General features: G+C 30.8%; 19 protein-coding genes. 18 read left to right on the top strand and 1 reads right to left on the bottom strand.

All coding sequences use genetic code 11. The features are described 5' to 3' along the window. Nucleotides 1-7: 7 nt before the first annotated feature. From ACQ3F0_RS02920 to ACQ3F0_RS02835, 18 genes are all read left to right on the top strand, one after another. A complete protein-coding gene (locus tag ACQ3F0_RS02920; RefSeq protein ID WP_428863530.1) occupies nt 8-481 on the top strand; it encodes a hypothetical protein in 474 nt (157 codons plus the stop codon). Then, on the top strand, nt 465-1,112 hold the full coding sequence (locus ACQ3F0_RS02915) for an accessory gene regulator ArgB-like protein (protein WP_428863529.1): 648 nt from the start codon (nt 465-467) through the stop codon (nt 1,110-1,112). Before ACQ3F0_RS02920 ends, ACQ3F0_RS02915 begins: the two co-directional genes overlap by 17 nt. Nucleotides 1,113-1,199: 87 nt before the next feature. After that, the gene (locus ACQ3F0_RS02910; RefSeq protein WP_428863528.1) at nt 1,200-1,331 is read left to right on the top strand and encodes a cyclic lactone autoinducer peptide; all 132 of its coding nucleotides are present in this window, start codon (nt 1,200-1,202) and stop codon (nt 1,329-1,331) included. A gap of 63 nt (nt 1,332-1,394) precedes the next feature. Continuing rightward, nucleotides 1,395-3,077, top strand: a complete 1,683-nt coding sequence (locus ACQ3F0_RS02905; protein WP_428863527.1) for a bifunctional diguanylate cyclase/phosphohydrolase — start codon at nt 1,395-1,397, stop codon at nt 3,075-3,077. Between the two features lie 284 nt (nt 3,078-3,361). Then, a complete protein-coding gene (locus tag ACQ3F0_RS02900) occupies nt 3,362-4,384 on the top strand; it encodes a LacI family DNA-binding transcriptional regulator (RefSeq protein WP_428863526.1) in 1,023 nt (340 codons plus the stop codon). Nucleotides 4,385-4,649: 265 nt separating this feature from the next. Next, nucleotides 4,650-5,318, top strand: a complete 669-nt coding sequence (gene deoC / locus ACQ3F0_RS02895) for a deoxyribose-phosphate aldolase (RefSeq protein WP_428863525.1) — start codon at nt 4,650-4,652, stop codon at nt 5,316-5,318. A gap of 82 nt (nt 5,319-5,400) precedes the next feature. Then, nucleotides 5,401-6,726 carry a pyrimidine-nucleoside phosphorylase gene (locus tag ACQ3F0_RS02890; protein ID WP_428863524.1) on the top strand — a complete coding sequence of 442 codons (1,326 nt, stop codon included), beginning with the start codon at nt 5,401-5,403 and terminating at the stop codon, nt 6,724-6,726. Between the two features lie 112 nt (nt 6,727-6,838). After that, nucleotides 6,839-8,347 carry an ABC transporter ATP-binding protein gene (locus ACQ3F0_RS02885; protein WP_428863523.1) on the top strand — a complete coding sequence of 503 codons (1,509 nt, stop codon included), beginning with the start codon at nt 6,839-6,841 and terminating at the stop codon, nt 8,345-8,347. Between the two features lie 122 nt (nt 8,348-8,469). Further along, nucleotides 8,470-9,564: an ABC transporter permease gene (locus tag ACQ3F0_RS02880; protein ID WP_428863522.1), complete on the top strand. Its 1,095-nt coding sequence runs from the start codon at nt 8,470-8,472 to the stop codon at nt 9,562-9,564. Beyond that, the gene (locus ACQ3F0_RS02875) at nt 9,557-10,495 is read left to right on the top strand and encodes an ABC transporter permease (RefSeq protein WP_428863521.1); all 939 of its coding nucleotides are present in this window, start codon (nt 9,557-9,559) and stop codon (nt 10,493-10,495) included. Before ACQ3F0_RS02880 ends, ACQ3F0_RS02875 begins: the two co-directional genes overlap by 8 nt. A gap of 220 nt (nt 10,496-10,715) precedes the next feature. Beyond that, a complete protein-coding gene (locus ACQ3F0_RS02870; RefSeq protein ID WP_428863520.1) occupies nt 10,716-11,714 on the top strand; it encodes a GntR family transcriptional regulator in 999 nt (332 codons plus the stop codon). A gap of 343 nt (nt 11,715-12,057) precedes the next feature. Beyond that, entirely contained in the window at nt 12,058-12,471 is a 414-nt protein-coding gene (glmS, locus tag ACQ3F0_RS02865) for a methylaspartate mutase subunit S (RefSeq protein ID WP_428863519.1), read from the top strand. Nucleotides 12,472-12,474: 3 nt separating this feature from the next. Continuing rightward, nucleotides 12,475-13,860, top strand: a complete 1,386-nt coding sequence (glmL, locus tag ACQ3F0_RS02860) for a methylaspartate mutase accessory protein GlmL (RefSeq protein ID WP_428863518.1) — start codon at nt 12,475-12,477, stop codon at nt 13,858-13,860. A gap of 32 nt (nt 13,861-13,892) precedes the next feature. Beyond that, the gene (locus tag ACQ3F0_RS02855) at nt 13,893-15,344 is read left to right on the top strand and encodes a methylaspartate mutase subunit E (RefSeq protein ID WP_428863517.1); all 1,452 of its coding nucleotides are present in this window, start codon (nt 13,893-13,895) and stop codon (nt 15,342-15,344) included. A 46-nt stretch (nt 15,345-15,390) separates the two neighbouring features. Next, nucleotides 15,391-16,647 (top strand): methylaspartate ammonia-lyase, encoded by a 1,257-nt coding sequence (locus tag ACQ3F0_RS02850; protein ID WP_428863516.1) that lies wholly within the window; start codon nt 15,391-15,393, stop codon nt 16,645-16,647. A 2-nt stretch (nt 16,648-16,649) separates the two neighbouring features. Then, a complete protein-coding gene (locus tag ACQ3F0_RS02845) occupies nt 16,650-18,005 on the top strand; it encodes an acyclic terpene utilization AtuA family protein (protein WP_428863515.1) in 1,356 nt (451 codons plus the stop codon). A gap of 73 nt (nt 18,006-18,078) precedes the next feature. After that, nucleotides 18,079-18,396: a DUF4387 domain-containing protein gene (locus tag ACQ3F0_RS02840; RefSeq protein ID WP_428863514.1), complete on the top strand. Its 318-nt coding sequence runs from the start codon at nt 18,079-18,081 to the stop codon at nt 18,394-18,396. Nucleotides 18,397-18,439: 43 nt separating this feature from the next. Next, complete coding sequence (locus ACQ3F0_RS02835) at nt 18,440-19,390, top strand: alanine-tRNA synthetase second additional domain-containing protein (protein ID WP_428863513.1); 951 nt, start codon at nt 18,440-18,442, stop codon at nt 19,388-19,390. Between the two features lie 124 nt (nt 19,391-19,514). Here the strand turns inward: ACQ3F0_RS02835 and ACQ3F0_RS02830 are convergent, their stop codons facing one another. Then, nucleotides 19,515-22,400 carry a transglycosylase domain-containing protein gene (locus tag ACQ3F0_RS02830; protein ID WP_428863512.1) on the bottom strand — a complete coding sequence of 962 codons (2,886 nt, stop codon included), beginning with the start codon at nt 22,398-22,400 and terminating at the stop codon, nt 19,515-19,517. Nucleotides 22,401-22,434 lie beyond the last annotated feature (34 nt).

Raw genomic sequence — 22,434 nt, 5'->3', positions numbered from 1 at the left:
GTGAAATATGTTGAAACTATCCATGACAGATATATTATTAAGAGGGTTGCCAGAAGGGTTTCTATTTATTTTTGCAATATATGTTTTCTCGAAATCTAAAATAATCTTAAGTAAGTATCTATTATCAAGCATTGCTTATGCAATAATAGTTTATATTATAAGGTTATTACCGATTAATTATGGAGTAAATAATATATTAGGGATTATGGTAAGTATTACATTAGTTGTTTATTTAAGTAAGATTGAAATCTTAAAAGCTATTCGAGCTGTTATTATTGTAACAATATTTCAATTTCTTTGTGAAGGTTTAAATATTTATATAATCCATAATGTATTGAAAAAAGATATAAATTATATATTTAGTCAACCATTAATGAAAACTCTATATGGAATACCATCACTTATTTTGTTTTTTATAATAACTATTTTATTTTACAAATTATCGAATAGAAAAGAGTCTGATTATGTTTCAAATAACTAAAATTTCAAGTGCATTAGCAAATAAAATATCTGAGGAACTGAATCTTGGAAATGATAAAAAAGAAGTAATAGCTTATGGTGCTTTTGCTTTTGTGCAAACTTTTATAATTTTACTGTTTTTAATTGTTTTAGGTTTGATTTTTGATGTGTTAGTAGAGGCTTTGATTTTATCTATTGCTACAAGTATATTAAGAAAATATTCAGGAGGGGTACATGCTAGTTCACCTGAAACGTGTACAGTTCTTAGCATTATTGTTTGTATGGTAGAAGCCGTTTTTATTGTACATTTTATTGTTCCTATGTCTAATATTTTGGCAGTTATTACTATAGTAGTTATATCATTTATTTGGGCTTATTATTATATATATAAACTTGCTCCAGTTGATAGTTCATCAAAACCAATTAGGAGTGAAGTCAAGAAGAAAAAACTAAAGAAATATTCATTTGCGATAGTAAGTGGGTATTTAATTTTTGCTCTATCTAATATAGTATTATATTCATTTATGGGAAAAAATAGTTTTTTAAATTATACTCTTTGTATGTGTGGAAGTATTTGGTGGCAAGTTTTTACTTTAACACAAAGTGGTCACACTTTTGTAAATAAATTTACTAAAGTAATTAATTTATTTTGAATTTTGTAGTTAGTATCTGTAGCATATTAAATTGTACTTGTACAATTTAAAATAATAATAAAAATAAAGATTGGAGTGTTGAAAGTAATGAAAAACAAGAAGTCATTATTTAGAGTTGCAGCAATTATTTTTACCTTTATTGCAATGACAGTATCCTCATCTGCTTGCGTATGGTATGGTTATCAACCTGAAGAACCAAAATGTTTAAGAGAAGAATAAATAAGGTCATTAGACCTTATTTATTCTTTTTAATAGTTAATAATTGATAAGAGGTAATTACAAATGAATAAAATACAAAATGATAAAAGAAAAAAAATAAAAGAAATTGTTTCTATAGTAAAATTAGCATCTATTTTATTTGTAGGTATAGGTATTTTTGAACAATTGTTTAGTGAAAATAAAATTTGTTTTAATAATACGAATAGTGTTTTCTATAGCTTTTTTGTAATTATTCCTATATCTATACTATTATTAATATATTTTATATGGGCTTTTTCAACAAGTAGTAGCATTAAAAGCAAATACTTTAGTATATTACAAGTTATAGAGAACGTGTTTTTTATGGTTATTTTCTTTCTAGTTGTACTTTTTACTGGAGCATATACAAGTGACTTTAAATTTTTGTTTTTATTTTTAATAATTACTTCTACTATAGAATTGGGCATAAAGCATGGAGTCACAATAGCATGTATTTCTTCAATTTTAATACTTGGAGTGGATTTAATTTATGGTTCAAACTCAGAAATAAATCAATTCTTTCAAAATGATTTAATTCTTGTAGGAGTTTTTATTCTAACAGCATGGCCATTAGGTTACTATGTTAAGACAGAAAGTGAACACATCAAAAAACTTGAAGATTTGGCTAATAAGGATGGACTTACAGATGTTTATAATCATAGATTCTTTTATGATGCTTTAAAAGAAAAAGTAGAAATTAGCGAAAAAGAAAATAATCGTGTTTCTATGATTTTTATTGACATAGATTATTTTAAATATTACAACGATATGTATGGTCATCAAGAAGGCGATAAAGTATTGAAAAAAGTGGCTGATTTATTACAAAATGGTGTCAATACAGAAGATATTGTTGCAAGATATGGTGGAGAAGAATTTGCAATTATACTTCCCAATACTAATGAAGTAGAAGCTAAAAATATGGCTGAAAAGCTTAGAATACAAATAGAACAAACGTACTTTGAAGGTGAAGAAAATCAACCTAATGGAAAAGTTACAGTTTCTATAGGAATATCTGTTTATCCTGATAAGGCTAAAAGTGAAATAGATCTTATAAAAAGTGCTGATGATGCGCTTTATAAAGCTAAATTCTTTAATAAAAATAGGGTGGAAATTTATACATCTATTCTTGATGAATTAAAAAAGGATATAGCTGAAGAACACATTGATTTAATAACTTCAATTAAAACTTTAATTAGTGTAATAAATGCAAAAGATAAGTATACATATGGTCATGTTGAAAGAGTGGTATCATATAGTAGATTATTAGCTGATAAATTAGAATTATGTGAAGAAGATAAAAAAACCTTAGTTTATGGTGCATATATGCATGATATAGGAAAGATTAATATACCGAAACAAGTTTTGAATAAAAAAATGGCTCTTACAAATGACGAATGGAATATGCTAAAGGAGCATACCCAAAATGGATTAGATATTGTAAAATCTGTAGATTCTCTACAAAATATTTCACCGCTAATACTGCACCATCATGAAAGATTTGATGGAACAGGGTATCCGTCAAATTTAAAAGGAGATGAAATACCTTATTTAGTAAGGGTACTTACGGTAGTTGACAGCTTTGATGCAATGACATCTAATAGGCCTTATAATAAAGCGAAAACTTATGAAGAGGCTGTAGAGGAATTAAAAAGATGTAGTGGTACTCAATTTGATCCAGAAATTGCAAAGGCATTTATTGAAGTGATAGTTGAGAGTAATTCATTATAAAATCATTAAGTATTAATAATATGAAAAATATACTCATAAAAGATTTGGTGAATTTTTTATGAGTTTTTTATTATATAAAAAAAGAAGAGTGATATTCTAGATATATACTGTAAATCTTGAGATAATTTTCAAGATACATATATATACAGTATTTTTTTGATGAAAACCTATTGATTTATTAGTGAGAATATTGTATATTTAATATGTAATCGCTATCACAAATAGAGACTATTTTTTTATTTTAAACATGAAAGCGGTTACTGAAATAAATAGGAGGGTCAGAAATGACAGTTACAATAAGCGATATAGCAAAGAAATCTGGTGTGTCACAAGCTACGGTTTCAAGAGTTTTAAATGATTCTGGATATGTAAAAAAAGATACGAGAGAAAAAGTTTTAAAAGTTATGAAAGAATTGAATTATACTCCAAATGCCATAGCAAGAAGTTTATCTAGAAATAAAACTAATACTATTGGTGTAATTGTTCCTGACATAAACAATCCTTTTTTTGGTGAAGTAATCAAAGGAATTAGTGATGTCGCAGATAAACATAATTTAAATATTATTTTGTTTGATACTGATGAAAATATTGATAAAGAAATAAAAGCTTTAAAGCTATTAAAAGAACAGAGGATACAAGGACTTATCATAGTTCCTACATCCGTAGAAGATGAAATAAATTGTGAATACTTACGAATTATTGAAAACTTAGGTACACCGATAGTTTTAGTAGACGGTCATGTTAGATATTCTAACTTCAATGGAGTATTCGTTGATAATATTAAAGGAGCTTATGAGGGTACAGAAGCCCTAATAAAAGCTGGTCATAAAAAGATTGCTATTATTACTGGGCGTATGAATTCAAAACCTGCGAAAGATAGAGTTTTAGGATATACAAAAGCTATGAATTTATATGAAATACCATTAAACGATAGATATATATTTAACGGTGAATATTTATTGGATAGCGCATATGAAGCAGCAAAAGAAATTTTAAATATGGAAGATCGACCAACAGCTATTTTTGTTAGTAGCAATATGATGACATTGGGGTGTTTAAAAGCAATATTTGAAAAAGATATGAAAATACCAGAAGATATTGCACTTGTTGGATTTGATAAAGTAGAGGTTCTTAACACATTAGGTCTAAATATCAGTTATATAAATGGACCGACGAGAGAAATGGGCAGAGCAGGAATGGAAATGCTTATTGAGATATTTAAAAATAAAGAAAATAAAGAAATCAAGAAAGTAATGCTTTTGCCTGAATTGGTTTTAAAAGGTTCGGAAAAACTAATAAAAAAATGAATTTAAAACAGTAGTAGTAAAAATATGTGGAAGCGATTTCAATCATTTTAAGGTAGTATGTTGATTCTTACAAGTGGAGGTTAACAAGTACCCTCATATCACAAATCATTAATGAATATTTTTGTAAAAAATATTAAGAATAAACAATGAGTTTTAATATAAAGTTTAAAATGGAATTTTTATTACAGTTTATGTAATTAAAGAATTTATGAATATCGTAAATTTAACAATGATAGTATTTAAAATAATCTTAAGGAGTGATTTTATGAAATTAGAAAAATTTATTGATCATACTATTTTGAAACCTCAAACAAGAGAGGACGAAGTATTAAAAATATGTGAAGAAGCAATTAAATATGGTTTTGCATCTGTATGTGTAAATCCTTTTTATACTTCTGTAGTAAGAAATGCGTTGCAAGGAACTGATGTAAAAACTTGTGTAGTAATTGGTTTTCCATTAGGAGCAAATTCAAAAGAAGTTAAAGCTTTTGAAACTCAAGAAGTAATTAAGATGGGTGCAGAAGAAGTAGATATGGTTATAAATATTGGAGCTTTAAAAGATTATAAGTATGATATTGTAAGAGAAGATATTGAGGCAGTAGTAAAAGTTGCTAAAGGAAAAGCACTAGTGAAAGTAATTATTGAAGCTTGTTTGTTGACAGATGCAGAGAAAGTAAAGGCATGTGAGCTTTCTAAAATAGCAGGAGCGGATTTTGTAAAAACTTCAACTGGATTTTCTACTGGTGGTGCAACAGTTGCAGATATTAAGTTAATGAGAGAAACTGTAGGAGCCAATATGGGAGTTAAGGCATCAGGTGGAGTTAGAACAAAAGAAGATGCGGAAGCAGTAATATGTGCTGGAGCAAGTAGAATAGGAGCTAGTGCGTCAATAGCTATTGTTGAAGGTAGCGAAGATACTAGTAAAGGATATTAAGTGATTGATAAATTAGAATAATTAAGAGTGATTATTATCTTGAATATTGTAGAACAAGATTTATAAAAAAGGATGTGAAAATATGAGAATGTATGATTTGATAATGAAAAAAAGAAATGGTGGAGAACTGCTAACTAATGAGATTAATTTTTTTGTTCAAGGATATGCAAAAGGTGAAATACCAGATTACCAAGTTTCTGCTTTAATGATGGCAATATATTTTCAAAAGATGAATAAAAGAGAAACGGCTGATCTTACGAAAGCTATTGTTGAAAGTGGTGAAACAGTAGATTTATCAGGAATTGAAGGTATAAAAGTTGATAAACACAGTACTGGAGGTGTTGGTGATACAACCACCTTAGTATTAGGTCCAATTGTTGCAGCGGCAGGAGTTCCAGTGGCTAAAATGTCTGGACGAGGATTAGGCCATACAGGTGGAACTATTGATAAATTGGAATCTTTTGATGGATTTACCGTTGAGATGCCTATTGAAAAGTTTATTGAAGATGTTAATAAGTTTAAGATAGCTATAGGTGGTCAAACTGCAAATCTTGCACCTGCAGATAAAAAGCTTTATTCACTTCGTGATGTAACAGCCACTGTTGATAACTTATCATTAATAGCCAGTAGTATTATGAGTAAAAAAATTGCCTCAGGAGCAGATGCAATAGTACTTGATGTTAAGACTGGTAGTGGGGCGTTTATGAAAGAAGAAGAAAGCTCATTTGAACTAGCTAAAGAAATGGTTGATATCGGAACACATGTTGGTAGAAATACTATTGCAGTTATTACAGAAATGGATCAGCCTTTAGGTTTTGCTGTTGGCAATGCACTTGAAGTTAAAGAAGCTATTGAAACATTACAAGGAAAAGGACCTGAAGATTTAACGGAATTATGTTTAACATTGGGATCTCATATGTTAGTATTGGGTAAAAAAGCTAAAGATGCAGAAGAAGGTAGGAACATTTTAGAAGAAATAATTAAGTCGGGTAAGGGATTGTCTAAGTTAAAAGAACTCGTTAAAGCTCAAGGTGGAAATCCAGAATTTGTTGAAAATCCAAATTTAATGCCTATGCCTTCTATAATTGCTGAAGTTAAAGCTGAAGAAGCAGGATATGTAAAAGGAATAAAAGCTGATGATATTGGTAGAGCTGCTTTAGTATTAGGAGCAGGCCGTGAAACAAAAGAGAGTAATATTGACCTATCAGTAGGACTTGTTATTAATAAAAAAATTGGAGATTATGTTTCTCAAGGAGAATCCATAGCTACAATTTTTGCAAATAATGAAAAAAAACAAGAAGAAGCTGAAAAAATGATTGTAAAAGCTTATAATATAGTTAAAGAAGAAGTTAAAAAGACAAAACTTATAAAAGGTGTTGTTACTAAAGATGGGGTAATGTTTCTTTAGGAAAGTTCGATTTATACATGTTAAAAAGTTTAATTATTGTTAAGCTATTTACTTGTATAATGTTTCAGTTTATTAGAAATCTGTTTAAAGAAATGATGAAGGAGTTGTGAAAATGGAAAAGGTAGTTCAAATGAAAAATATTACCAAGATGTTTCCTGGTGTAATAGCTAACTCTGATGTTAATTTTGATCTTGAAAAGGGAGAAATTCACGTACTTTTAGGAGAAAATGGCGCAGGAAAGACTACGTTAATGAATGTACTTTATGGTCTATATCAGGCAGAAAAAGGAGATCTTTTTGTTAAAGGAGAAAAAGTAAAATTCAAAGGACCTTCAGATGCAATTAATGTGGGGATTGGAATGGTGCATCAGCACTTTATGTTGGTACATAATTTTACTATAGCTGAAAGTATAATCTTAGGAAGTGAACCTAAAAAAGGTCTAAAAATAAATATGAAAAAAGCAAAAGATGATGTTGAAGCACTTGCTAAAAAATATGGATTTAACATCAATCCAAATGATATTATTGAAGACATCACTGTTGGACAACAACAAAAAGTAGAAATATTAAAAGCACTTTATAGAGGTGCAGATATTTTGATTTTAGATGAACCTACTGCAGTATTGACTCCTCAAGAAATAGAAGAATTAGGAAATATATTGAAAAACTTGACTAAAGAAGGCAAATCAGTAATATTAATTACTCATAAATTAAAAGAAGTAATGAGTATGAGTGATAGAGTTACAATCGTTAGAAGAGGGAAAGTTATTGATACAGTTAAAACTAAGTCAACTAATATAGATGAATTAGCAGAATTAATGGTTGGTAGGAAAGTTAATTTGAAAGTGGATAAAAAAGAGTTGGAAGTTGGTGAGGTAGTCTTAAAAGTCGAGAACTTGAAAGCACTAGATGCTAGAGAGCTTCCTGTATTAAAAGGATTAAATTTAGAATTACACAAAGGGGAAATACTTGGAATCGCAGGGGTAGATGGTAATGGGCAATCAGAACTTATAGAAGTTATTACTGGGCTTCGAAAATCTACTAGTGGAAAAGTATTGTTCCGTGGAAAAGATTTATCAGGATTTACACCAAGAGAAGTATTTGAAGAAGGTGTTGGTCACGTACCAGAGGATAGACATAAGAGAGGGTTAGTTTTGAAATATTCTCTTGCAGAAAATGCAATCCTAGGTAATCATTACAAAGAACCTTTTTCAAAAGGAATAGTAATGAATTATGGAAATGTAAAAGAGTATGCAAGAAAACTTATTGACGAATTTGATGTAAGAACACCTAGTGAAAACGTGAATGCTTCATCTTTATCAGGGGGAAATCAGCAAAAGATGATAGTAGCAAGAGAAATAAGCAAGGACCCTGAAATGATAATTGTAGCTCAGCCTACGAGAGGATTAGATGTAGGTGCTATTGAATATATACACAAAAGACTAGTAGCGGAAAGAGACAATGGTAGAGCTGTTTTACTAGTATCTTTAGAACTTGATGAAATAATGTCTTTATCTGATAGAATAGCAGTTATGTATGATGGAGAAATAGTTGGAATTTTAGACAGTAAGAATGCAACTGAACAAAAGCTTGGAATACTTATGGCAGGAGGAACAATTTAGGTAAATCATTTAAACTTAAATTTAATTAAGTGTAAAACTTATTGATGTATAAGATTTTGTGAATGACTAAATTAAATTAACACAAGATTTATCAGAGATAAAGATTAGTTAGGAGGAAAATTATGGTTGAAAATAAAAAAGGAAATAAAACACAAGGTGTTTTAGTATCCGCAAAAAATGCACTATTATTACCGATTATATCAATTGCGTTAGCTATGATACTTGCAGTTTTTATAGTTATGGTGGTAAAAGAAGAAGGATTTATAACATCTTCTCAACAGTTATTTTCAGCAATTTGGAAAGGAAGCTTTGGGAGTAAAACAAAGATATATACTACAATTGTAAATACAACACCGCTAATATTTACAGGACTTGCTAATGCAGTAGCATTTAAAACCGGACTATTTAATATAGGTGTTGAAGGTCAATTTATTGTTGGTATATTAGCAGCTACGATGGTAGGATTAATACCAGGAATTCCAGCTTTAATACATATTTTATTGGTATTGATCGCTGGTGTGGGCCTTGGAGCTTTATGGGCAGGTATTCCCGGGTTCTTGAAAGCAAAATCAGGTACAAACGAAGTAGTAAATACTATTATGATGAACTTTATAGCTTTAGCTGTTTCAGATTACTTTGTTTTGGGACCATTAAATAAGCCTGGTTCTGCAACTACAAATAAAATAGTTGAGTCAGCAAGACTTTGGAGATTTATGGGTGATAAATATAGGATTAATATAAGTATATTTATAGCAATAATTTGTGCAATTTTAGTTTATTATTTCTTCTGGAAAACTGTTCAGGGGTATGAAATTAGAGCGGTTGGATTAAACTCATATGCTGCAGAATACGGTGGTATAAATGTTAAGAAAAATATTATTCTAGCAATGGTTATATCAGGTATGCTTGCAGGATTAGGTGGTGCAACTCATTTAGCTGGGGTACAACACCAAGGATATCAATTAGCAAGTTTTACGAATTATGGATTTAACGGAATAACTGTAGCTTTGCTTGCTAAAAGTCATCCAATTGGAGTATTATTTTCAGCATTATTACTTGGAGCTTTAAATAGTTGTGCACTAACTTTACAAATGGTTGGAATACCAAAGGAAATAGTTTCATTAATTCAAGCAGTTATAATTATCTTTGTGGCAGCTGATTATTTGTTCAAATGGTTGAGAGAAAAAAGAAAGAAGGGGGCTATGAAAAATGAGTAATACTGAGAGCTTACCTGTTGTATTAGCAATATTAGCAGCAACATTAAGAATGGCTACACCTCTTATTTTCGCTGCATTAGGTGGCGTATTTTCAGAACGGTCAGGTGTTGTAAATATTGGTTTAGATGGTATGATGACTATGGGAGCGTTTTTCTCAATAGCAGCTACAATATCTACTGGAAATCCATGGATAGGAGTTTTGGCAGGTATAATAGCTGGAGCACTTGTAGCAATAATTCATGCTGTACTTAGTGTTAGTTTAAGAGCAGATCAAGTTGTATCAGGAGTTGCGATAAATTTATTTGCGGCTGGTCTTGCAAGTTTCTTAATATATGAATTGTACAAAACCAATGGTCAAACTGATGTTGTTAAGGGGATACCATATCCATCGGTAGCTATATCTAAGATACCGTTAATTGGTGGTTTTTTAGCAGAATTAGATTGGTTTGTAATATTAGCAATAATACTTGTGTTTGTTGCAAACTTTGTTTTATATAAGACTTCACTAGGATTAAGAATCCGTTCAGTTGGAGAGCATCCAAGTGCTGCAGATACAGTTGGAATAAATGTATCTGCGATAAGATATTTTTGTGTTATTTTATCAGGTGCTTTAGCAGGACTTGGAGGAACATATCTATCTTTGGGTTCTATTAGATTGTTTAGAGACGGAATGGTTGCAGGAAGAGGATTTATAGCTTTAGCTGCTATGATATTTGGTAACTGGAAACCTATAGGAGCAATGTGGGCATGTATTTTCTTTGGATTTGCTCAAGCGCTTGAGCTATTTGCTCAAGGATTTGGATTGGGACTTCCAACACAAGTGTATCAAGCACTTCCATATGTGTTGACTATGTTAGCTTTGGCAGGATTTGTTGGTAAAACAATAGCACCAAGGGCTGATGGAGATCCATATATAAAAGGAGAAAGATAAGTAGAAAATCATATAGACATTTTAAGAATACTAAAGGATATCTCAGAGGAGGTATCCTTTAATTCAATTATATGAAAAATCTACATTATTTGCAATTCCAATGCCATAATATACAATTTTCTTGCAATTAATAAATATGAATAATATAATTATATACATTAAAATATATTTATTAAAGAAGAAAAAATGAAACATTAAGCTAAAAAGTTAGGTGATAGATTTGAATTTAGAAATAACAATTGATAGGGATATAGATAAACCAATTTACAAACAGATTATTGAACAGATTATTTCTGGGGTAAGAGATGGTCTTTTAAAAGCGGGAGATAAACTTCCACCAGAAAGAGAACTTGCAAACGAACTAAATACTTCAAGAGGTACTGTAACCAAAGCATATAGGGAATTAGAAAATATTAAAGTTATTGAAGTTATACAAGGAAGAGGAAGCTATATTTCTAGCGAGCAGGATGTTAGAGATGAAAATAGAAAAGAAAAGGCTATAAAAATTATAAATGAAACTATAGATAGTTTAACATCAATAGGTTTTTCATATAAAGAGATTAAAATATTTATAGATATTTTAATGTTGGAAAGGGAAAAAAACGCTCAGATAGTTTCAATAGCAACAGTGGATTGTAATCCTGAAGCTTTAAATATTTTTAAGAAGCAATTAGAATACATTAAAAATGTAACTATTACCAGATTTTTATTAGATGACTTGAAAAAATCAGAGCAAATAAATGAATTACTTAGTGAGTATGATTTAATAATTACAACTGTTACGCATTATAATCAATTATTAAAATTGATTCCAAAATTAACGGATAGGGTCATAAGAGGTGCTGTAGCACCAAGTCAGCAAACAATTATAAACTTTGCTAAGTTTTATAAAGAGATATCTATTGGAATCATATGTTACTCAAGAAGATTTTCAGATATTATAAAAAATACACTGGAAACAATGCAAATAAAAATTAATAATGTTTCATATACATATGTAGTTGAAGATACTAAAAGTGATTTGGAAGAATTTTTAAAAGCAAAGGATGTTATTATTATTCCATCAGATTCAGATATAATATTAACATACGATAATGAAATAAATAGATTTAAATCATTAGGAGGTAAAATCATTGAATTTCAATACCAAATTGAAAGAGGGACTTTAATTTATATAGAGGAAAAAATTACAAGAATAATAAAAGAAAAAAATATATAAAAAATTTTAAAACACAATTGGACTATTCCATTTGTGTTTTTTTGAGTTTTACGGATATATATATTTCAAATTTAGATTTATATATTGTGTTTTACTTCTCTTATTTATAATACATTGCAAGGTTATATAATTGTAATTGCATAGGTATATTAAGGTAGTTCAATAATATTAAAAAAAAGGGAATAATTTAGTATTTTTCAATGTATAATACTGTTGACAAACACTTTAGATGAGAATATACTGATGGCATAGTCCAATGTAAACGTTTTGTTTTGTGGAAATATTTGAAAGAGTATATTTATAATTTTTTAAAACCATATAAATTTATGAGTGGGGGAGAAAAATGAATGATAAAACAATAGTGATGGGTGTAATAGGAGCAGATGTTCATGCAGTTGGAAACAAAATATTAGCTCATGCTTTTAGAGAAGCTGGTTTTAAGGTGGAAAACCTTGGAGTTATGGTATCACAAGAAGAATATATTCAAGCTGCAATAGAAACTGCTGCTGATGTAATTGTTGTTTCTTCACTTTATGGACATGGAGAGCTTGACTGTAGAGGATTGAAAGGCAAATGCGAAGAAGCAGGACTAAATGATATTTTGTTATTTGTTGGAGGAAACTTAGTAGTTGGCAAAACACCATTTGAAGAAGTGAAACAAAAGTTTATAGATATGGGATTTAATAGAGTATATCCGCCGGGTACATTGCCTGAAATTACAATTGCTGATTTAAAAAATGATCTAGGAGTGAATTAATATATGAATGCGGTATTGCTAATAGATTTTGGTAGTACTTTTACTAAAGTTACAGCAGTTGATTTAGAAAACGAAAGAATTTTAGGAACAGCTAAATCTTTTACCACTGTTAATACTGATATTAATGAGGGATTAGTAGAAGCGGTAAATATTTTAAGTAGTAAAATAGGTAAGATTGAATTTAAAGAAAAATATGCCTGCAGTAGTGCAGCTGGAGGATTAAAGATGATTGCCGTCGGTTTGGTACCTGAACTTACTGCTGAAGCTGCAAAAAGAACAGCTTTAAGTGCAGGTGCTAAGGTGATGAAAGTATATTCATATGGTTTAAATAAAAGCGAGATAGAAGAAATAAAAACCATGAAACCAGATATTGTTCTTTTAACAGGTGGAACAGATGGTGGAGATTTTAAATCTATCTTGCATAATGCAAAAATGATTGGAACAATTGAAGAAACATTCCCAATTGTCGTAGCAGGAAATAAAACATATGCTGATAAAGTAGCAGATATTCTAATAAAATCAGGAAAAGAAGTAAAGATAACAGAAAATGTAATGCCAAGACTTAATGAATTAAATATAGATTCGGCAAGGAAGGCTATAAGAGAAATATTTTTAAGAAGAATTATTCAGGCAAAGGGATTTACCGAAGTTAAAAGCCTTATAGAAGGTATTCTAATGCCTACACCATCAGCAGTACTAAAAGCGGCAAGTTTGTTATCAAAAGGAACAAGTACTGAAGAAGGTATTGGTGAGCTTATGGTAGTTGATATAGGAGGAGCTACTACTGATGTTCACTCATTAGCAAACGGGGAACCTACAAAAACAGGTGTTTATATAAAAGGATTAAAAGAACCTTTTGAAAAAAGAAGTGTTGAAGGAGATTTAGGAGTAAGGTATAGTGCTAAAGCATTAGTTGACGCTTTAGGTTTAGAATTAGTTTCAAAAGAGTCAAAAATAAATAAAAATGAAATAATTGAACTAATAAAAAAAATTGAAGAAAGTCCAGAAATAATTGCTGAAGAAGACAAACTTAAAGATCTTGATTTTGTGCTAGGATATTTGGCAGCAAAAACAGCTGTTGAAAGACATGTTGGAACAATAGAAACACAATATACTCCATTTGGGACTGCATATTTACAGGATGGAAAAGATTTGACTAACATAAAGTATGTTGTTGGAACAGGAGGTCCAATTATTAATAGTTCAAACTCAAAAGGAATACTGGAAAAAATATTGTTTGAAAAAGAAAATCCAACAGTATTGAAGCCTATAGACCCTGAGTTTTTATTGGATAAGAAATATATACTTGCAGCAATGGGTTTGTTAGGTGAAAAATATCCCGAAAAGGCCATAAGAATTATGAAAAAAGAAATTGAAAAAATCAACTAATTATAAATTTGAATTTAGGGGGAGTGAATGTTTTGGAACTAAAAAATAAAAGGTTAGAGAATACCTTATTTGATAAACTTAGAAAAGATGTTTTAACTCAATGGGTAACAGGTAGCAAGGTGGACTTTGATGAAGCAGTGAAGTATCATGAAAATATTCCTAAAGAAAAAGTTTTCTCAAATAAATTATTTAAAGCAAAAGAAAACAAAAGGACACTTATTCAACCTAGAGCAGGAGTTGCATTAGTAGATAAGCATATAGAACTCCTAAATTACTTAGAAAAAGAAGGAGAGGCTGATTTACTTCCTACAACCATAGATAGTTATACAAGGCATAATAGATATCAAGAAGCTGAAGAAGGAATTCAGGAAAGTCGAAGAGAAGGTAGATCATTGTTAAATGGTTTTCCAGCAGTAAATCACGGTATATCCTTGTGTAGGAAAGTTAATGAATCAGTTAATTCTCCAGTTCAGGTTCGTCATGGAACGCCTGATGCTAGACTACTTTCTGAAATTTCTATATCAGGTGGATTTACTAGCTTTGAAGGTGGTGGCATATCTTATAATATACCATATTCAAAGAATATTTCCCTTGAAAAAACAATTTATAATTGGCAGTATGTTGACAGACTTATAGGATTATATGAAGAAGCTGGAGTTAGCATAAACAGAGAACCTTTTGGACCTTTAACTGGAACGTTAGTACCACCATGTATTTCTCATGCAGTTGCTATTATCGAAAGTTTACTTGCAGCGGAGCAAGGAGTAAAAAATATAACAGTAGGATATGGTCAATGTGGAAACTTAGTTCAAGACGTTGCGGCAATAGAAACAGTTGAAAAATTAACGGAAGAGTATTTATGTAAGTATGGATATGAAGATGTTGTAGTTACTACTGTATTACATCAATGGATGGGAGGGTTTCCACAAGATGAGTCAAAGGCATTTGGTGTAATCTCTTGGGGTGCAGCAGCAGCAGCTTTAGCCGGAGCCACTAAAGTGATTGTAAAGACACCACATGAGGCTATGGGAGTACCTACAAAAGAAGCGAATGCAAACGGATTAAAAGCAACTAAACAAGTAGTTACTATGTTGGCAGATCAAAAAATGGCTTTAACAAAAGAATTGGAACAAGAAATAGATATGATAAAAGCGGAAACGCGTTGCATAGTAAATAGATTGATAGAATTAGGAAATGGAGATATTGCAATAGGAACTATACGAGGTTTTGAAGCTGGAATAATTGATGTACCTTTTGCTCCAAGTAAATTTAACGCTGGAAAAGTATTACCTGCAAGAGATAATAATGGTTCAGTAAGATTTTTGGAATATGCAAACTTACCTTTTACCAAAGATATTAAGGATTTTCATAAAAAGAAAATTGAAGAAAGAGCCAAATTCGAAAAAAGAGATGTAAGTTTTCAAATGGTAATCGATGATATTTATGCAATAGGCAAAGGAAGACTTGTGGGAAGACCAAGATAATTAATAATTTCACTCCGTAAATACTATAAAAATCAGGAGGTTAAATATGAAAATTGTAGATGTGGTTTGTTCACAGGGTAAAACAGGTTTTTTCTTTGATGATCAGAAAGCTATTAAAACTAATGCTGTAGCTGATGGAGCTACTTATAATGGAAATCCAATAACTGAGGGTTTTACGGCTGTTAGACAGGCAGGGGAAGCTATATCAGTGATGCTTATTTTAGAAGACGGTCAAATAGCATACGGTGACTGTGCTGCAGTTCAGTATTCAGGTGCTGGCGGAAGAGATCCGCTATTTTTAGCAAAGGATTATATACCGGTAATAGAAAAATATATAACTCCTTTATTAATAAATAGAAATTTAGATAATTTTAAAAGTTTGTCTGAAGAAATTGATGGACTAATAAATCCTGAAACAGGTAAAAAACTTCATACAGCATTGCGATATGGTGTTACTCAGGCTATTTTAGATGCAGTAGCAAAAGGTAAGAAAAAATTAATGGCAGAAGTAGTATCTGAAGAGTATGGAACAAGTATCTCTAAAGAAGGTATACCAATATTTATGCAATCAGGTGATGATAGATATAACAATGTAGATAAAATGATTATAAAAAAAGCTGATGTACTTCCACATGCATTAATAAATAATGTAAATCTAAAATTAGGTGAAAAAGGAGAACTACTTTTAGAATATGTATCGTGGTTGAAAGACAGGGTTCAACAGTTAAAATCAACTGAAGACTATAAGCCTGTTTTGCATATAGATGTTTACGGAACTATTGGAATAGCTTTTAAAAATGATTATGATAAGATACTAAGATATCTTAAGGAGTTAGAAAAAGCTGCTTACCCATTAAAATTGAGGATAGAAGGTCCTATTGATGTAGATGAAAGAGAAGGCCAAATGTTAGCATTAAAAGAAATTACTAAAAGGATTGATGAAAACAATATTAATATTGAAATTGTAGCTGACGAGTGGTGTAATACTTTGGATGACATAAAGTATTTTGCTGATAATAAAGCAGGTCATATGATACAAATTAAAACTCCAGATTTGGGAGGTATCAATAATATAATCGATGCAGTATTGTATTGTAAGAAGAAAGGAATAGGAGCGTATCAAGGGGGAACTTGTAACGAAACAGATAGATCATCTCAAGTTTGTGTGAATATTGCAATGGCTGTTCAGCCAGATCAAATACTTGCAAAACCAGGTATGGGTGTGGATGAAGGTTATATGATAGTGTATAACGAAATGAATAGGATTTTAGCGCTCACAAAAAGAATTAGAAATGAGGTGTAATAATGGGTGAATTTAGAGTATTGTCTCCAACTGCAATTTTAGGATATGGATTTCCAATAGAGTCTTTTAAAGAAGGGATGAAAAGAAAACCTCATTTAATCGCTGTTGACGCAGGGTCAACTGATCCAGGACCTTATTATTTAGGATCTGGAAAGTCCTTTACTGATAGGAGTGCTGTGAAAAGAGATTTGACTATAATGATTGAAGCAGCTTTGAAGGGAAATATTCCTGTAGTGGTAGGAACATCAGGAGGAAGTGGTGGAGAACCGCATTTACAATGGACAGTAGATATTGTTAAAGAATTGGCATCGGAAAAAGAACTTAAGTTTAAAATGGCAGTAATACATGCTGAGATTGATAAGAATAGAGTAGATCAAAAGTTTAAAAAAGGAAAAATTTCTCCTTTAGAGCCAGCTCCAGAATTGACTTTAGAAGAACTACAAAATACAGGAAGAATAGTAGGGCAAATGGGAATTGAGCCTTTAATAGATGCACTAGAGAAGGGTGCTCAAGTGATTTTAGCAGGAAGAGCATATGACCCAACAGTATTTGCAGCATCAGCAATTAAAGAGGGTTATGATAAAGGGCTTGCTCTTCATATGGGTAAAATTCTAGAATGTGCAAGTATTGCAGCGTCACCAGGAAGTGGAAGTGATTGCATGTTTGGATATTTGGGAGAAGATTACTTCAAACTGGAACCTTTAAGTAGTATTAGAAAATGTACAACAATGTCTGTAGCAGCTCATACGCTATATGAAAAGACTAATCCGTATATTCTTCCAGGACCAGGTGGGGTTATAAATTTAACAAAAACTAAATTTGAGCAGATAACTGAAAATATTGTTAAGGTGACTGGATCAAAATTTATACCATCGAAAAAATATACTATAAAATTAGAAGGAGCAAAAAAAATAGGGTATAGAACTGTTTCTATTGCAGGAACTAGGGATAATATAATGATCTCACAAATAGATAATATTATTAAAGAAGTAAAAGCTAGAGTTGCTGATAATTTTAAAGAGGTAGGTTTTAAGTACTATTTAGACTTTAAAATCTATGGTAAAAATGCTGTTATGAGAGACTTAGAACCTGTAAAAGAGATAAGAAGTCATGAGATAGGAATAGTTATTGAAGCAGTAGCAGACAATCAAGATACAGCTAATACAATATGTAGTTTTGCACGATCAACTATGCTTCATTATGGATATGATGGTAGAATTTCTACAGCAGGTAACCTTGCATTTCCGTACTCTCCTTCAGATTTCCAGGCAGGGGAAGTATATGAATTTAGTCTATATCATGTAGTTGAAGTAGAAGATCCATGTGAACTTTTCCCTATGGAAATAGTGAATGTTTAATGATAAATCACGCATAGATAAACTACTACATTAGTTTATCTATGTATCAACTGAAATATGAAGGAGGTATATAATGAAAGTAAAACTAATTGATATTGCAGAAGTTATAAGAAGTAAAAATGCAGGTCCTTACGAACTAACTTTAGATATAATATTTAAAGATTGGGAAATGTTTTATAAAATTTGCGATGCAAAAGTTATTAATAGTAAATTAATTTCTTCTTTGTATAATGTCTCAATTCATGATGTAATTAATGTAATAGAATTTGAACCTGCTAAAGCAATAAAAGCAACTATAAAAAGGCCTATTTCATCTGGACAGCTTGGGGAAACAGATGTATATGGAGCTCAACAACACGCACCATTACTAGACTTAGAATTTGAACTATAGAACATAAGAATACAGTTTTAAGTATAACAAAAGGAGCGATTTTATGGCATTATCCCTATTACATGAAGCATTGATGTATTCTATGTATTTTGCACCAAGAGGGAAAAAAAGACTTTTACTTTTAGGTCACCAAATAGCACAAAGATATCTAAGTCCAATGGATAAACTTATAGGTTTTATAGGCGATGCAGGTGCTGGAAAATCACTGTTAATTAAAGGAATGTTTCCAGGATTAGAACTTACAAGTGACGATGAAGGTGTTAATGTACGACCATTACCTTTACTAGATTTAGATAACGATAATAAATTTTTCAGTGCTCATACTTATCATTTGGATGTTAGATTTGAATCTGCTTTTACACAAATGCATGTTCTTGCAGATGCAGTAAAGCAAGCAATAAGAGATGATAAACGAGTTATAATTGAACATTTTGAACTTATATATCCTTTCTTAAATATGAATGCTGAAATTTTGATAGGGATTGGAGAAGAAGTAATAGTTACTAGGCCAAGTATTTTTGGACCTCAACCAAATGATATTGCGCATATTGTTGTTAAATCCTTAAAATACAGAAAAATGGCTCATACTGCAGAAGATATTACTTCTATGGTACTTGATCAGGAATTTGGGATTCCAAGATGTGAAGATCATAATGATGTACAACACGGATTTGTTCTTGAGTTCAATAAAAAACCTAAAATAAATCTTGAACAATTAGAAGAAAAAGTTAAAGAATATATTGATAAAAGACTTGACGTCTGTTATGTTGATGATAAACATATAGCTATAGGAAATGAAATAAAGTACCATTGTACAGGACCTAGAATACATGTTAGAAATACCGAAGAAATAAAAAACTTTCAAATAATTAAAGAATATAAATACGATCCTATATCAAAAAATTATTCTATTATTGGATTAGTAGGATCCACTCATAAAATAGATCCTCAAAAATCTGGAGAGATAAATGATTTAAAGAAGCTACAGTTTTGATGGAATGAAATTTCGGGATTTTTATTTAAACAAAAATCAGTCTCAAAGCTAGAAAGTTTCTAGTTTGAGACTGATTTTTTTCTATCTAATTATTATTTTCAGACTCATTAACATTATCTGTATTCTAATCATTAGGATCAGTATTGTCAGATGGCAAATCAGTTGGTGTATCTGTACCGTCAGTGTTATTTGAGTCGCCTGGATTTTCAGGGGTATCTGTATCATCACCTGGCTCCTCAGGTACTTCAGGTGCAGGTGGTAAAGTATCATCTATTTCTGTTGGCAGTACATATTGCTGATCAATCAAATTTACAGTTGGATCATAATCTCTTGTAATGAATACTCTTTTTTCTCTGAATTCATCAGGAGTATTTTCAGTAGCAAGTAATCCGTTTTGTGAATTTACTTCAGCTTCTACATGAACATTATCTTTTTCATTTGGTACAGTACCTGAAATATAATAAAATCCTTTAACTCTATTCCCTCTTGGGTCTATATAAGAAAGTTCAGTTGGTAAAAGACCTGAATCGATATCAACTTTTGCATAAACAACACCATCTGGTCTAGGTATTTTTTTTGGCTCTTTGCCATTATTCGCAACAGCCATAATTTTACCGAAGACATATGCAGCATCAGAACTATAAATTTTCCATTTAAAAGGGTTATCTAACCATACTGCACCAGAATAATAAGGTGTAAGTCCGCAAAACCATAAATTTTTAAAGTCAGTAGCTGAACCTGTTTTACCCACTATAGTTGGTAAAGTTGATTTATACGTAAGGTTTATTCTGTTACCAGTACCTCCATGAGTTGGACCATACAGCATATCATGCATAATAAATGCAGTTTGAGGAGTAATAACTTCTCGAGTTTCTACTTTTGTTTCAAGAATGACCTTACCTTGTCTATTGACTACTTTTGTATAAAGTCTTGGCTCTGTGTACATACCTTCATTACCAAAAACTCCGTATGCATTTGCCATAGTAAATGTATTTGTTCCAGTGAATTGTCCTAATGCAACAGAAGAAGAAAAAGCTTTTTCATTAGGATTTTTAAAAGTCAATCCGAATTTTTCAGCATATTCTGCACCTTTTGAAACTCCAACTTTATCAAGTATTTTAACAGCTACAACATTTATGGATTTTTTTAATGCTTCTTTCATAGTCACATATCCGTAATATTTATTTGGACTATTTTTAGGATTCCAACCTTTATATTTTTTGCTCAAAGCTGGTTCTAATGGGGAATCTTCTATTACTGAACCGGAAGTTAAAACTTTAGTATCGATTGCAGGTGCATATACAGATAGAGGCTTAATACTAGAACCTGAAGGTACATATGCATCAGTTGCTCTGTTTAAAGAATTAGCAGGCTGATCATATTTTGCTCCAATAATTGTTTTAACTTCACCTAAATGGTAGTCAACAACAACAGCAGAAGCTTGAGGTTGTAATGTTCCATCAGGACCTGGTTTTGGTGAAACATTAAGGTATCTATAATAATCATCAGCATCTAATATTTTTTGTGTTTCATTTTGCAGATTTCTATCCATAGTGCTATAAATTTTTAAATTACCATTGATAATCATATTATCAACTTCATCATCGCTCAAATTATATTTTTCTTTTAAATCTGATTTGACACTATTAACAACAGGTCTTGAGAACCATTCAAAATTGTATTTTTCAGATGTACCAGTAGGGCTTAATATTAATTTGCTTCCAAGGGCAGCTTGGAAATCTAAACTGGATACAAGGGAGCTATATTCATAATTTGGACTTTCGTTAGTTAAGAAATCGCCACCATTAATATCTGAATTAATTTCAGCTAAATAAGAAGACTCTTCTTTTAATTTTCCTATAGAGTTTGTAATACGAGCTATAGCAGCTTCATCTTTTGCCTCTGTTGCTACTTGTAGTCGGGTATTTAAATACTCTATTGCTTCAGTTTTATATAATTTTTTTACATTTGCGTCATAAAAATCTTTTGTTATGTAGCCTTTGTTATAAAGTAACAGCAAATTTGAAGCTACATTTTCAGATTCAATGTTATTTTCTTTTAAGCCTGCGCCATAGAAATCTTTTGAAATTATACCGTCTAAATACATTTTGTAAAGGTTGGCAGTAATTGGCGAGCTATTTACTTCTTCAATAGCTTTATCATATTCTTCTTCAGATATAACTTGATTTTTTTTCATTGTGTATAATACAGTTCGAGTTCTTTTAATATATTTTGGAACTTCTTCTGTATCAGTATCAATTGGATATACTCCAAATCTTGATGTTATAGAATATGGATAATATCTTGAAGGACTTTGTGTAAGACCTGCTATAAAGGCGCTTTCAAGCATATCTAGTTCTTTTGCAGACTTATCAAAATATTGATTAGCTGCGGCCTCAACACCGATAGCTTTGCCTCCTAAATAAAATGTATTCATATAAGCTTCTAAAATGTCGTCTTTACTTATTTCATTTTCCAATTGTAAAGCTAAGTAAATCTCTTGAAATTTTCTTTGAATTTTCTCAGTAAGGGTAGTTCCGCGTTCAAAAATTGTGTTTACAAGTAATTGTTGAGTAAGAGTTGAACCACCTGCAGGATTAGAATTACTTCCAGAAAGATAGTCCCTAATATCGTAGTATATTACTCCAAATATTCTTCTAAGATCTATTCCTTGATGTGTGTAAAATCTTTCATCCTCAACACTGACAACTGCTTTTTTTACATAATCTGACATATCATTAATATCTATAACAGTTCTTTTCTTTTCCGTGTTTACTTCATCCATAAATTGCCCTTGATCATCGTAAATCTTAGATGGTTCATCGTAGGTAATTATTTCACTCATATCAAGGTCCGGAGCTGAACGAATCATAGCTAACCCAATTCCAGCAAATACTGTACATCCAAATAAGAATGCGATAAGTATGGACAGTAATATTAGTTTAAGAGCCATAAAACGCTTCTTTTTAGGTTTTTTTTCTTTTTTTTGGCTCTTTTTATTTTGAGACATATGTAATCCTCCTTAATGAATTATTCGTATATTT

This window comes from Clostridium sediminicola (genome assembly GCF_050402865.1).
Taxonomy (GTDB): Bacteria; Bacillota; Clostridia; order Clostridiales; family Clostridiaceae; genus Clostridium_AF; species Clostridium_AF sediminicola.
This window is presented reverse-complemented; position numbering and strand designations above follow the sequence as displayed.

Bases quoted from the DNA above. Each gene is read 5' to 3' on its own strand.
- ACQ3F0_RS02880 (WP_428863522.1), top strand. From the start codon at position 8,470: ATGGTTGAAAATAAAAAAGGAAATAAAACACAAGGTGTTTTAGTATCC.
- ACQ3F0_RS02850 (WP_428863516.1), top strand. From the start codon at position 15,391: ATGAAAATTGTAGATGTGGTTTGTTCACAGGGTAAAACAGGTTTTTTC.
- ACQ3F0_RS02835 (WP_428863513.1), top strand. From the start codon at position 18,440: ATGGCATTATCCCTATTACATGAAGCATTGATGTATTCTATGTATTTT.
- glmL (WP_428863518.1), top strand. From the start codon at position 12,475: ATGAATGCGGTATTGCTAATAGATTTTGGTAGTACTTTTACTAAAGTT.
- ACQ3F0_RS02900 (WP_428863526.1), top strand. From the start codon at position 3,362: ATGACAGTTACAATAAGCGATATAGCAAAGAAATCTGGTGTGTCACAA.
- ACQ3F0_RS02890 (WP_428863524.1), top strand. From the start codon at position 5,401: ATGAGAATGTATGATTTGATAATGAAAAAAAGAAATGGTGGAGAACTG.
- ACQ3F0_RS02885 (WP_428863523.1), top strand. From the start codon at position 6,839: ATGGAAAAGGTAGTTCAAATGAAAAATATTACCAAGATGTTTCCTGGT.
- ACQ3F0_RS02840 (WP_428863514.1), top strand. From the start codon at position 18,079: ATGAAAGTAAAACTAATTGATATTGCAGAAGTTATAAGAAGTAAAAAT.
- ACQ3F0_RS02910 (WP_428863528.1), top strand. From the start codon at position 1,200: ATGAAAAACAAGAAGTCATTATTTAGAGTTGCAGCAATTATTTTTACC.
- ACQ3F0_RS02920 (WP_428863530.1), top strand. From the start codon at position 8: ATGTTGAAACTATCCATGACAGATATATTATTAAGAGGGTTGCCAGAA.
- ACQ3F0_RS02845 (WP_428863515.1), top strand. From the start codon at position 16,650: ATGGGTGAATTTAGAGTATTGTCTCCAACTGCAATTTTAGGATATGGA.
- deoC (WP_428863525.1), top strand. From the start codon at position 4,650: ATGAAATTAGAAAAATTTATTGATCATACTATTTTGAAACCTCAAACA.
- ACQ3F0_RS02830 (WP_428863512.1), bottom strand. From the start codon at position 22,400: ATGTCTCAAAATAAAAAGAGCCAAAAAAAAGAAAAAAAACCTAAAAAG.
- ACQ3F0_RS02905 (WP_428863527.1), top strand. From the start codon at position 1,395: ATGAATAAAATACAAAATGATAAAAGAAAAAAAATAAAAGAAATTGTT.
- ACQ3F0_RS02875 (WP_428863521.1), top strand. From the start codon at position 9,557: ATGAGTAATACTGAGAGCTTACCTGTTGTATTAGCAATATTAGCAGCA.
- glmS (WP_428863519.1), top strand. From the start codon at position 12,058: ATGAATGATAAAACAATAGTGATGGGTGTAATAGGAGCAGATGTTCAT.
- ACQ3F0_RS02915 (WP_428863529.1), top strand. From the start codon at position 465: ATGTTTCAAATAACTAAAATTTCAAGTGCATTAGCAAATAAAATATCT.